Genomic DNA, 12242 nt, shown 5'->3' with positions numbered 1-12242 from the left:
TGCCCTTTCCCCTTCCCCTTTTCCCCTTCTTGGTGGGTATTATGCACAACACATAGACTTTACCGCAAACGTCCCGATCGCAATGTACTGATAATTAACCACAAACCCAATAAACTAGCAACGGCAAACAGGATAGTGCTTAAAAAAGATAGCTGAGTTGTCTGCGCTCTGGTGGAAATAATTGCTGCACCCATAATCAGCGAACCTACTAGTATACTAAAAGATAGTCGGTTAGCCGCATCGTCCATCGTGCGCCGCACGCCATCTAAACCCCGCAGCGATAGATTCCACTGTAAGGTTTCTGAGGTAACTCGGTCTAATAACAGTTCTATTTGGCGAGGAGATTGGAGAGACAGACTTTTAATATCTAAGGCTGTCCGTAATAGCGATCGCACTGGATTATCGCCCAATAATTGCCGACGAAACAAGTCTGTAATTAATGGTTTAACTTCATCGAAAAAATTAAGCTCTGGGTTGAATGTCCGCGCTACACCCTCTAAATTTGCTAGGGTTTTGGCATACAAACCCATATTGCTAGGTAATCTAATTTTATTGTTACGGGCTACTTGTAAAACTTCATAAATTATCTGACTGAAGTTGATTTGCGTTAAGCTGACATTGTGATACTTTCGCAACATGCGATCGTAATCATTTTCTAACCGCGACAAAATAACTGGTTGAGCAGAATCTGATAGCTGCAAAGTTAACTGAGCGCACCTTTGAGCATCTAAATCAACGATCGCTAACAACATCTCTGTTAATATCTGCTGTGTGCGGGGATCAAGTCTTCCCACCATCCCACAGTCTAAGAGAGCAACACGCCCATCTGTGAGATAAAACAAGTTTCCGGGATGGGGATCGGCATGAAAAAAGCCATCAATATATAGTTGCTGAAAAAATACCCGAAATAACAAAGTAGTTATTTCTTTACGCTCTACGGCAGGGTCTTTACCATTATTATTGTTTAAATCTGCCGACAAGAATGGTACTCCATCTAACCATTCCATCACCAGTAATTTTTCTGTGGTCAATTCCCAGTTAATCTCTGCAACCACTATTTGCGTGGGATCAAACCAGCGACTTTTAGATAAGTTGCGCCGCAGTTGGTCTGTAAAACCCGCTTCCCGTGTAAAATCTAACTCGGCTTCTAGGGCTTTGGTGAATTCTTCAGCAATGGATTTGATTTCGTAGGTTTGCCCAAATTCAGTCCGCGCCACTAAATCGGCAATACCTTGAATTAAAGCAATATCTTGGGCAATAGTCAGATCGATTCCCGGACGTTGTACTTTTAGAGCGACTTCTCGACCATCTGCTAATGTAGCGCGATGTGTCTGGGCAATTGATCCCGCCGCTACGGGGATCGGGTTAACTGTCTTAAAGGTTTCTGCTAGTGGACGTTTTAATTCTTTGCGAAGGATTATTTCTATTTCTGACCAAGGAACTGGTGGTACTTCGTCTTGTAGGGTTGATAGTTCCTCAATGTAGGCAGCGTTCAGTAAATCTGGACGTGTAGACATTAGCTGGCCAAGTTTGACGTAAACTGGCCCCAAGTCTACCAAGATATTTTTTAAAACCGCAGGTGTAGGTAACTGTGGTTCATCAGCTTTGCCACCAGTAAGTAACCTTCGCATATAGTCCCAGCCATTGCGAAGGAATACTTCAAGAATTTCTCGTTGACGGGGAACAGTTTGGGTGAGGAACATTTTTGTAAATAACTGCAAAGACGCAGGGAGTTAAAGAGGTAAACAACAGGGGATGACAATACAACGGAAGTTGGCTTTAGCTTTTAAAGTTTTGCTAGCTGCGCCACAGTCTTGGAATCTTTTTATGGATGATTGTACGGCTTCGTGGAGTTTCTGTTCACTCAGCATTCGTTTGACGTAATTAGAGCAGGAATCCCCACCGTGTAATAAGCGATGGGAACAACTAAATCCTTTGGAAGGAGAAATATATTTTTGATAGGCTGTAATAGACTCGATTGCCATTGTCTTGGCGAGAGGCTCAAAGCTAATAATGTTCATAACTGTCAGATAAAATAACAGACAGTCAAGTTATAATAGGAAAACAGACTTTTTAGCCTCTGCCAAGGGTTCTAACTTTTACAGCAGGTCAGTAAATCGAGAATCGCTTTGGAGAATTTTAAGGATCTGCTTAATTTCCTGGGTACGTTCTTTTTTAACAACGAGGGTGACATTGCGATCGCGCACAATCACCACGTCCTCTAAACCAATTGTAACAACTACATCCTCTGGATTTGAGGCATAAATAATCGCCCCCTGCGTATCTAGACCTACGTGGGTAGCGAGTTCTACATTGGGATTCTCTTCTGTTTTGAGTAACCGCTCGATCGCATTCCAATCTCCTAAATCATCCCAACCAAAATCAACTGGCAAAACGTATGCTAGAGTTGTCTTTTCCATTAGGGCATAGTCTATACTCTTCTTAGGCAACTGGGGATAGATATCAGGACCCTGTTGTTCTAAAGGTTCGATAATTTCTGGAGCATGGGTATGTAGTTCCTTGAGAACAACCCCTGCCCGAAAAACGAACATTCCACTATTCCAGCTAAAGCGCTCCGTAGATAAAAAAGTCTCTGCCGTTTCGCGGTTGGGCTTTTCAGTAAAGCGGTTCACGTGATAAGCTGGCAACTCATTAAAGCTACCTATCTTTTCACCTTGTTCAATGTAGCCGTAACCGGTTGATGGAAAAGTAGGCTTGATCCCCAGTGTAACGATCGCTGCTGTGCTTGCTGCCAGTTGCGTAGCCGCGCTTAATGTGTGTGCAAACGCTTCTTCGTTAGCAATCCAGTGGTCAGCAGGGAAAAAGCCAATAACAGCGTCTTCTCCATAGCGCTGTTTGATTTCTAAACTTGCCCAAGCAACGGCTGCGGCTGTGTCTCTGCCTTCCGACTCAATCAGTAAGTTTTCAACTGGTAGATCAGGTAATTGTTGTCGTACCCCTTCAGCTATCTGACTAGAAGTGATCACCCACAAGGAATCCCACCCCGTTCGGGTTCGCCAGTCGCTCATGGGGGAAACCCCCAAGACCGCGCTGGACTCACCGCCACCGAGTTTTATCAATCGATCGGCGGTTGCTTGTAATAAACTTCTAGAGCTACCATCAAGACTTAAAAATTGCTTAGGTCGGTCTTTGCGGCTCAGGGGCCAAAAACGTTCACCTTTACCACCAGCCAGGATTACGGGGAACAATAAAGTATTCATGTTGTCATACACGCCTACCGAAGAACATTATAAGTTTACAGTGAGCCTTTCCACTGGCAATATCTGTAGCTTGGATTAACATACTTTTAGGGAGTGGTTGAGTGGGGAGATAATTGTGATAAAACAAGTCGAATGGTCGGAAAATCCGGTTACATCTCAGCAAGTAATAGAATTCGAAACGGAGATGCGATCGCAGCAAATTCAACGCACGGAAAATCAGGTAACGCCTGCACCAGTAGCCGACTCAGAGGAGGAGGATGTCGAACTAAACCAGCCAGCCAATCCGAATCGTAGCGTCGTCGAATCTGTGGGCGCGATTCCCAATCAGCTTTACGAGAGACTGGGCTTAACCATGCCTCGTTGGTTGTTGTGGATCATGACGGTTGTCATCGGCATCATCTTATCTGGGCTGCTAGTCTCGACGTTAGCACTGTGGACTCCCTTGTGGAGCAATCTCGATCGAACAGATGAAGATTTAGGAACCAATATTAAAGACGAGTTAAAAATACCTCTACCAGGGGAGTTGTGGAGCAAACTTTCCCAGTATCAGCTTTCACGACCCATGAATATCTTAATTATGGGGATTGAACCAGTTAACAGTACTGTTGATGGTTCACCAGAAAGCTTTGCTGGCAAAAGCGACTCCATGCTGTTAGTACGGCTTAACCCTGGTGAAAAATCTGTAAGGGTGCTTTCCATTCCTAAAGATACGATGATTGCCATCCCCGAAAAGGGAGAGAAGGGATTAACTAAGGTATCTGATGCCAATGCTAAAGGCGGCCCAGTCTTGGCAGCACGGGTAGTTAGCCGTACCTTAAACAACGCCCCAATTGATCGCTACATCCGTATTTCTACTAGCGGCTTACGGCAGTTAGTCGATCAGTTAGGTGGGGTAGAGGTCTTTGTTCCCCAATCAATGACGTATAAGGACTCCAGCAGTCGCCTGTCGATTAATTTAGTCAGTGGCTGGCAAACCCTCAACGGCGAACAAGCAGAACAGTTTGTGCGGTTCCGCGAACCAGGTTTGGGAGATTTGCCAAGAGTGCAGCGTCAGCAAGCACTAACAGCAGCATTGTTGCAACGCTTAAATAGTCCTACCATCTTACCGAGGTTGCCTCAATTAACTCGCTTAATGCGAAAATACTTTGACACCAACCTGAAGATGGAAGAAATGATGGCGTTGGTGAACTTTGGTCTCAACCTAGATCGAGATAATTTCCAAATGACGGTATTGCCTGGTACGTTTAGCCGCTTTAGCAAAGACCCTGATAGCTATTGGCTAAATATGACTGGACAACAGAGCCTGTTGAATGATTATGTTGGGGTAAATGTACCTGGTCTGAAACCAGATATGCGTCAGGTTCCTAACCTCAAAATTGCTATTCAAAATGCCTCCAATCAACCTCAGCTAACTGAAAAAGTTATTGCTTATCTGAAACAGAAAGGCTTTACTAATATTTACAAAGTACCTGATTGGCCAGATACCCAACGTCAAACTCAGATTATTGTCCAAAAAGGCAATCGGCGAGTTGGTGTTGATTTGCAAAAAGTCTTAGGCTTGGGTCAAATTGAGGTGTCAGCGATTGGTGATTTAGAATCTGACCTCACAATTCGGATTGGTAAAGATTGGAAATAGTCATTGGTCATTAGTCATTAGTCATTAGTCATTAGTCATTAGTTAAATGACAAAGGACTAATGACAAAGGACAAAGGACAAATAATAAAGTTATGAAAAAGATTTTACTACGCTTTTTGGGTTGGATTGTAATTTTGATACTAGCATTTTGCTGGATAATACTTAATCCCAAACCGGCTTTTGCTCAACTCAACACAATTAACTACAACAATATAAATTTAGAAAATCGTGATTTTTCTAATGCTGATTTGGCAGGTGTGACTTTTGTAGCAGCAGAAATGCGGGGGACGAATTTCCAAGGAGCGAATTTAACCAACGCAATTCTCACTAAAGGAGTTTTGTTAAAAGCAAATTTGGAAGGCGCGAACTTGAGCGGCGCTTTAGTCGATCGCGCCACTATGGATGGTGCTAACCTAAAAAGTGCCATTTTTACAGAAGCAACTTTGACCCGCAGCCGTTTTTTCGATGCCGAAATTACAGGTGCTGATTTTACCGACGCTTTGATTGACCGTTATCAAGTGTCACTAATGTGTGAAAGAGCCGATGGCGTAAATCCAGTTACGGGTGTGTCAACGCGAGATAGTTTGGGTTGTAAGTAAAGAATCTCAGCGTTGAGTATAAAAAAGAGATATTTTACCGATTGACTGAGAATTGTCAAAAACCAGTCGCCTCTAATTACTGCTAGGAATTTCAATCAAAAACTCAGTTCCTTCTCCCGGTTTAGAATAACATTTAATTTGACCATGATGTTTTTCAACTACTATTTGATAGCTGATAGACAATCCTAACCCAGTACCTTTACCTGGTGCTTTAGTAGTGAAGAAGGGATCAAACATGTGCGATCGCACTTCTTCTGGAATTCCCAGACCATTATCAGCTATTCTAATTACAATCTGGTTATTAACGGTTTGCGTACTAATCCAGATAGTCAAAGGTATCATCGGACACCGTTGAGATAACTTCAAATACCTTTGCTGTATAGCTTTAAACTTTTCCTCTAATGCATCAATACTGTTACTCAACAGATTCATAAACACTTGATTTAATTGTGAGGGATAGCATTCGAGTAAAGGTAAAGTAGCATATTCTTTAACAATCTCAATAGCTGGGCGTTCATTATTGTTTTTGAGCCGATGCCCTAAAATCAGCAAAGTACTATCTAATCCCTCATGAATATCTACTGCCTTCAATTCAGCTTCATCTGTACGAGAGAAGTTTCGCAGTGATAGTACAATATCATGAATTCGCTCTGTTCCTATTTTCATTGAATCAAGAGTTTTGGGTAAATCTTCGATGATAAAATCCAAATCATTATTGTCAATTTTTTCTTGGACAGTTGGCGGTAGAGAGGAGTTTTGACGGTAAATTTTTACTGCATTCAGTAGTTCTTGAATATATTCATTTAAATGTATAAGATTGCCAAAAATAAAACTCACAGGATTGTTGATTTCATGAGCGACTCCTGCAAGTAGTTGTCCTAAACCTGCCATTTTTTCACCCTGAATTAACCTGGTCTGAGTTTGTTTTAATTCTTGCAGGGCTTGAGTCAGTTCTAAGGTTTGACGTTTAGTTTGTTCGAGTAATTCCGCTTGCTGAATCGCAATTCCAAATTGCACAGCTACTTGAGCTAGTAAATTTATTTCTTCCTCTTTCCAATAGCGCGGTTGCGAATTTTGATAAGCAACTAATAATCCCCATAATTTTTCGCCTTGTCGAATGGGAACAAAAGTTTCGTTGCGCGGCAGTTCATTATCATCGTCTGTGCCCTCAAAGGTTTTTATAATCATTGGTTGGGCTTGTGCAACAGGTTTCCAACCATCTTTAAAGGAATCTGCCACAAATTTACCGCTCCAATCTGCGTTGAAGCGGTAGATTGCAACTCGCTCGACTTCGAGCAATTCTCGCACTGCTTGAGTAGTGGTTCTAAAAATAGTTTTAATATCAAGTGACTGGCGGATTTTATCAATGGTTGCAGCCAGCAATTCTTGTCTTTCCATTGCTTTCTCGCGTTCAGTGGCTTCTGCTAACTGGACAACCTGCATTTGAACTTGCTTTAAATAAGAATCCTGTTTTAATGCGACTCCCAATTGCTCGACTATTTGACTGGCAAATTCAATTTCAGAGGGTTGCCAGTAACGAGAAGCGGTGCATTGATGAATACACAGCAATCCCCAAAGTTCACCTTTTTTCAATAGAGGTGCGACCAAATTTGCCCGCACTTGAAATTTTTCTAGAATTTGGATGTAGCAACCTGGAAACTTTGCTTGATAAATATCAGCGATCGCATTTACTCGACCCTGTGCATAAAGGGATACAAAGTTTTCACCGAAGCAATAATCATAAACTTTTTCTGCTATTACCGAGTTACACTCAGGTACAACATCCTCAGAAATAAATTCTCCTTCCCAATCTTTTTGTGGGTCAAACCGAAAGACTGCCACTCGGTCTGCTTGCAGCATTTTCCGTGCCTCGGTGACAGTTGTTTGGAAGATTGTATCTAAATCTAGGGACTCTCGAATTCGAGTAATCACGCTAGTTAATGTCTTTTGTTGCTCTGCTTGGTACTGAGCGTGTTCCAGCAACTTATAGTGTCGCAGTGCCACACCAATTTGTGTGCCGATTTTGGTTAGTGATTCGACTTCATAAGATTGCCACTGTCTAGGTGAGACATTTTGGTAAGCAGCAATGACTCCCCAAAGTTTGTCTCCTTGGAGAATAGGGGCAGTTGCAAAGGCTTTTGCCTGGAATTGCTCCAACAGAGTTACATGACAGTCTGTTAATCCAGCTTGGTAAATGTCATTGACTGTAAATGTCTCGTTGTTAACATAACGTCCGCCTTGTGTCTGTTGTAAATAAGTATCAAAAATTGTCGGCTGAACGCCAACTAAGGGAGTCCATCCTTCAGCAAATGATTCAGCAACAAAGTTACCACTCCAATCGGCATTAAAGCTAAAGATGGCAACTCGGTCAGCTTGCAACAGCTTGCGTATTTCTTGAGTTGTGGTTTTAAAGATGGTTTTAATATCAAGGGGTGAGCGAATTTTATCGACAATCTGAGCAATTACTTGGTCGCGTTGAGCCGCTTGAGCCAATTTTGCAGCTTGTAATTGCACTTCGTGAAGATGCTTTGCTTGTTGAATCGCAACTGTCAGATGGTCAGCAATTTGACGAATAAATTCAATTTCCGATTCTTTCCAGTTACGAGCCTCACTGCACTGATGAATGCAAAGCAATCCCCACAGTTCTTTCTGGCGCGATAAAGGGACAACAAGATTGGCCTTGACCTGAAATTTACTCAAAATTGCGGCATGGCAATCACTCAGTCCGGCATTGTAAATATCGGCTACTGCTTGGACTCGACCTTGTTGATAACTGGAAGCAAATTGTTCTCCAAAGCAATGGTCGTAAACTTTTACTTTTAACGCCGAAGTCCAACCAGGTGCAACATCTTCAGAAACAAATTCTCCTTCCCAGTCTTTTTCTAGGTCAAACTGGAAGACTGCTACACGGTCAGCATTTAGCAGTAGACGCACTTCTGTAGCGGTAGTTTGAAAAATCGTTTCTAAGTCAAGAGACTCCCGAATTCGCACAATTACACTCGCCAGAGCCTTTTGTTGATCTAGTTGCTCTTGAAGTTGAGCGCTTGACAATAGAAGTTGATTTTCTGTGAAATTTGAATTGGGTTCCATTGCTCTGGATTATATCGTTTTTATACAAGGGTTCCTAATACCAAACTTCATGAGTCAAAAATATGACAAACTGCAAATTTTTACAGTTTTCAACTATTTCCCAGAAGCTGGCTATTGTTATAGTTCCCCTTTCTTGATCTATCCTCGTAATGGTTTAAAAAATAATTTTGGCTTGTGTACAACAAAAGACATGAATAATTCAAGGTTTGTAGTAAGCGGCTCTAGCCCTTACTAAGAGCTAATTCGATTAATTTCGCTCTGCCCCCCGCAGGCATCGCACTTAAAATGACTATAAACTAATGACTGATTTGCCAAAATTTACCTGACAGACTGCGGAATTTCAGGTTAAATGTTTTAAAGTATGCACTCTGTAAGAGTTGTCGGGTATTATTCGTGACACAACAAGACCAAAAACCCTCTCGTTCTTTCGCTGGAATTGCTGGCATTGTTGCCGCAGCCACATTAATTAGTAAAGTCTTCGGTTTAGTGCGGCAGCAAGCGATCGCTGCGGCTTTTGGTGTTGGTGCTGCTGCTACCGCCTATAGCTACGCCTATATTATCCCTGGCTTTCTATTGATCTTACTCGGTGGTGTCAATGGGCCATTACACAGTGCAGTTGTCAGCGTTTTAGCCAAGCGGCGGCGAGAAGAAGCGGCTCCTTTAGTGGAAACCGTGACAACACTGGTGGCTGGAGTACTGTTGCTGGTGACAGTTGCTCAAGTTTTATTTGCGGATGCGATCGTTGATATAGTCGGTCATGGTTTGGAAGAGACAACCAGAGCGATCGCCATTCAACAACTCCGCATTATGGCACCAATGGCTTTGTTTGCCGGTTTAATTGGTATTGGCTTCGGTACTCTTAATGCAGCCAATCAATATTGGTTACTCTCCATCAGCCCTCTGTTATCTAGCATTACCGTTATTATCGGCATTGCTTTCATGACCATGCAATTGGGCAAGGACATTATCAAGCCAGAATACGCTTTGATTGGTGGTATGGTATTAGCCTGGGGAACCTTAGCAGGAGCAATTCTCCAATGGCTGGTGCAGCTAATTGTCCAGTGGCGGTTAGGGTTAGGTACGTTACGCCTGCGGTTTGATTTTAAATCCCCCGGTGTTCAAGAAGTTATTAGAATCATGACTCCGGCAACAATTTCTTCCGGGATGATGCCAATTAACTTTGCTACTGTGCTTTACTTCGCAAGTCCTATCCCTGGTGCAGCGGCAGGATTTAACTATGCCAATTTATTAGTGCAAACTCCGTTAGGGATTATTTCTAATATCATTTTGCTGCCTCTATTACCGATATTTGCCAAACTTGCCGAACCAGAAAATTGGGACGATCTCAAATTACGTATTCGTCAGGGACTCCTACTTAGTGCTGTAACCATGCTACCTCTAGGAGCGTTAATGGTAGTGCTATCTGTACCAATTGTCCAGGTAATATATGAGCGGGGTGCTTTTACGGAAGATGCTACGCAGCTAGTTTCCGAATTGCTAATCGTTTACGGGATTGGGATGTTTGCTTATTTGGGGCGTGATGTCTTGGTGCGGGTATTTTATGCCTTGGGTGATGGGCAGACACCTTTTCGCATCAGTACTTTTAATATCTTTCTCAATGCTGTGCTGGATTGGATTTTAGTTGGACCTTTTGGCGCTCCCGGTTTGGTATTAGCTACAGTAGGCGTAAATTGCAGTTCCCTGTTGATGCTCTTATGGTTGCTCGATCGCAAACTCAATGGTTTACCTTGGCGTGAGTGGAGTGTACCAATTCTGGGTTTGACTGCGGCTAGTGTTGTCGCTGGGGTAGCCAGCTATGGAACTTTGGTTGCTACTCAACAGTTGTTAGGTAAAACGGGTTTACTGGTTCTGTTGTCGCAGTTGTGTGTATCTGGCTTCGTAGGAATTGCGGTGTTTGCTGCGATCGCTTCCTGGATGAGAATACCAGAGGTGAATATTTTTATATCTCGCCTACGTCAACGCTTTTTAAAGAAATAACTGTTATTTAAATAGAATTCAGGAGTCAGGAGCGGAGCCGGAGACGCTCCGCCTCCGGTCAGAATGAGCTAAACCCTAGCTATCCGCTAACAGCATGAACTTGGAGTCAGAGAAAGCGGATAACGCAGCGTAAAGACAAGAGGGTGGTGGATCTGAATCTTCCACTTTCTTGTTCTGACTCCTGAATTATGAATCCTGAATTCTGACTCCTAAATTCTGAATTCTGAATTCTTCAATTAAATATTTCAGTTAGTACACCCAAGTGGGTGAGAAATAATTCAGCCAGTAGGGTGAACCAGGTGTGCGAGGTTACATTTTGTAAAAAAAGAGATTCTAGTACTAGAGAACATTGATTTTACCTAACTCTAGTGAGAAAAATTCTATGAAATTTACAAAATTAGCTGCCTCTGCACTTGCTGTTGCTTCCATTGTCCTCTCGGCAGGAATTGCTTCTGCTCAAACAGCCGGTACAAACGGTAATTATATTGGTGCTGGTGTTGCAGTTGGTGCAACCAGTGGCGGACAAGGAAACGATGAATCACAAATTGGCGGTAATATTCAAGGACGTTACGCCCTTCCCAATGCACCTGTTTCACTGCGGGGTTCTGTACTGTATGGTGGTGATGCTGCTGCAATTATGCCCATCGTGACTTACGATGCGCCGATCGCCAGAAACACTAACGTTTACTTCGGTGGTGGTTATTCTTTTGTAACTGACGAAGGTCAAAAAACCCCATTGGGGAATCAGAATGCACCTGTAGTTACCCTTGGTATTGAATCAGAAGTTAGCAATAATGTCATTGCTTATGGCGATACTAAATGGGGCATTGATGCCTACAGAAACAGTGATGCTGATGCTGTCAGCTTCCAAGCTGGATTAGGCTATCGCTTCTAGTGATTACGAGCTAGGAGACAGCCTATTCGCAAGCTAAAGGAATGATGTTTACCAGCCGTAATAGAATTTATTCTGTCATATCTGAGTATGGATGCTCAGATATGACATATTTTTAATCATTTTTATTTATGATTTTGATAACCAATTATATTGGCTATTATCAATAGTTTTTCTTAAAGTTAAATGGCCAATTTTAAATATGCATAAAAAATATTACTCATGGAAAAGATTAATGCCATTCCAGAAATACTGGGTGAAACAACTGATGTAGAATCTTGGCTAATTCGGGCTGGGCTAAGATTTTCAGACTTAGGTAACGATGCCGCCAGTATTGCAATCCGTAAGCAATGGCGAGAATATCAAGCCGCAGTTCAAAGATGCTGTGCAGTCCTACACCAACCACCTTCACGTGTTCAATTAAGCGGTGACTATGCCAACTTGAGAATACCTGGGGGCGCATCAAGCAATTGTGCGATTCCTCATACCGATTCTATGTGAGGCTGCACTTCCAACCCGATGCGGATTTATTCTTCCACAAGTAGAAATTTTAGCAACTTGATGATGGTTATTCAGAATTCTGAATCCTTCTGAGAGGATGTTTGAAAAGTCCTCTTGTCGGTATCAAAAGTTCTAGATTCTCCTAAATCCTCCGATAAATTGGGGGACTTTGATTCTGGTTCCCCCTTTTTTTAAGGCTACGCTGTACACACAAGTCAGATCCAGTTTTAGTTTTATCCCAATACGCTTGGCATAAGCCAGAAGGCCCTCATGTAGAGACGCGATAAATCGCGTCTAAAAGTGCC

At 42.6% G+C, this 12242-nt stretch carries 9 protein-coding genes; 5 read left to right on the top strand and 4 right to left on the bottom strand.

Annotation, left to right across the window (positions count from 1 at the left end; translation table 11 throughout):
- Positions 1-59: 59 nt before the first annotated feature.
- The 3 genes from G1O98_RS05680 to G1O98_RS05670 form a co-directional block, all read right to left on the bottom strand.
- A complete protein-coding gene (locus tag G1O98_RS05680) occupies positions 60-1703 on the bottom strand; it encodes an AarF/ABC1/UbiB kinase family protein (protein WP_163927676.1) in 1644 nt (547 codons plus the stop codon).
- A 30-nt stretch (positions 1704-1733) separates the two neighbouring features.
- Positions 1734-2021 carry a membrane protein insertion efficiency factor YidD gene (gene yidD / locus G1O98_RS05675; RefSeq protein WP_163927675.1) on the bottom strand — a complete coding sequence of 96 codons (288 nt, stop codon included), beginning with the start codon at positions 2019-2021 and terminating at the stop codon, positions 1734-1736.
- Between the two features lie 78 nt (positions 2022-2099).
- Positions 2100-3221, bottom strand: a complete 1122-nt coding sequence (locus tag G1O98_RS05670) for a mannose-1-phosphate guanylyltransferase (protein ID WP_163927674.1) — start codon at positions 3219-3221, stop codon at positions 2100-2102.
- Between the two features lie 115 nt (positions 3222-3336).
- Here G1O98_RS05670 and G1O98_RS05665 point away from each other — a divergent pair, with 115 nt between their 5' ends.
- Positions 3337-4857 carry an LCP family protein gene (locus G1O98_RS05665; RefSeq protein ID WP_163927673.1) on the top strand — a complete coding sequence of 507 codons (1521 nt, stop codon included), beginning with the start codon at positions 3337-3339 and terminating at the stop codon, positions 4855-4857.
- Between the two features lie 92 nt (positions 4858-4949).
- Complete coding sequence (locus G1O98_RS05660) at positions 4950-5456, top strand: pentapeptide repeat-containing protein (protein WP_163927672.1); 507 nt, start codon at positions 4950-4952, stop codon at positions 5454-5456.
- A 72-nt stretch (positions 5457-5528) separates the two neighbouring features.
- Here G1O98_RS05660 and G1O98_RS05655 read toward each other — a convergent pair whose 3' ends face one another.
- On the bottom strand, positions 5529-8546 hold the full coding sequence (locus tag G1O98_RS05655) for a GAF domain-containing protein (protein ID WP_163927671.1): 3018 nt from the start codon (positions 8544-8546) through the stop codon (positions 5529-5531).
- Positions 8547-8939: 393 nt separating this feature from the next.
- Here G1O98_RS05655 and murJ point away from each other — a divergent pair, with 393 nt between their 5' ends.
- From murJ to G1O98_RS05640, 3 genes are all read left to right on the top strand, one after another.
- The gene (murJ, locus tag G1O98_RS05650; protein ID WP_163927670.1) at positions 8940-10544 is read left to right on the top strand and encodes a murein biosynthesis integral membrane protein MurJ; all 1605 of its coding nucleotides are present in this window, start codon (positions 8940-8942) and stop codon (positions 10542-10544) included.
- Between the two features lie 382 nt (positions 10545-10926).
- Positions 10927-11439: an outer membrane beta-barrel protein gene (locus tag G1O98_RS05645; protein ID WP_163927669.1), complete on the top strand. Its 513-nt coding sequence runs from the start codon at positions 10927-10929 to the stop codon at positions 11437-11439.
- Between the two features lie 219 nt (positions 11440-11658).
- Positions 11659-11937 (top strand): hypothetical protein, encoded by a 279-nt coding sequence (locus tag G1O98_RS05640; RefSeq protein WP_163927668.1) that lies wholly within the window; start codon positions 11659-11661, stop codon positions 11935-11937.
- Positions 11938-12242: the final 305 nt, after the last annotated feature.

Origin of the sequence: Nostoc sp. UIC 10630, assembly GCF_010747425.1 — a bacterium.
Taxonomy (GTDB): domain Bacteria; phylum Cyanobacteriota; class Cyanobacteriia; order Cyanobacteriales; family Nostocaceae; genus Nostoc.
Note: the sequence above shows the minus strand (reverse complement) of the source record. Positions and strands in the feature narration are given on the sequence as shown.

What these genes read in the sequence shown, in the direction of transcription:
- G1O98_RS05660 (WP_163927672.1), top strand. Translation starts at nt 4,950, where the DNA reads ATGAAAAAGATTTTACTACGCTTTTTGGGTTGGATTGTAATTTTGATA.
- G1O98_RS05645 (WP_163927669.1), top strand. Translation starts at nt 10,927, where the DNA reads ATGAAATTTACAAAATTAGCTGCCTCTGCACTTGCTGTTGCTTCCATT.
- G1O98_RS05680 (WP_163927676.1), bottom strand. Translation starts at nt 1,703, where the DNA reads ATGTTCCTCACCCAAACTGTTCCCCGTCAACGAGAAATTCTTGAAGTA.
- yidD (WP_163927675.1), bottom strand. Translation starts at nt 2,021, where the DNA reads ATGAACATTATTAGCTTTGAGCCTCTCGCCAAGACAATGGCAATCGAG.
- G1O98_RS05655 (WP_163927671.1), bottom strand. Translation starts at nt 8,546, where the DNA reads ATGGAACCCAATTCAAATTTCACAGAAAATCAACTTCTATTGTCAAGC.
- G1O98_RS05670 (WP_163927674.1), bottom strand. Translation starts at nt 3,221, where the DNA reads ATGAATACTTTATTGTTCCCCGTAATCCTGGCTGGTGGTAAAGGTGAA.
- G1O98_RS05640 (WP_163927668.1), top strand. Translation starts at nt 11,659, where the DNA reads ATGGAAAAGATTAATGCCATTCCAGAAATACTGGGTGAAACAACTGAT.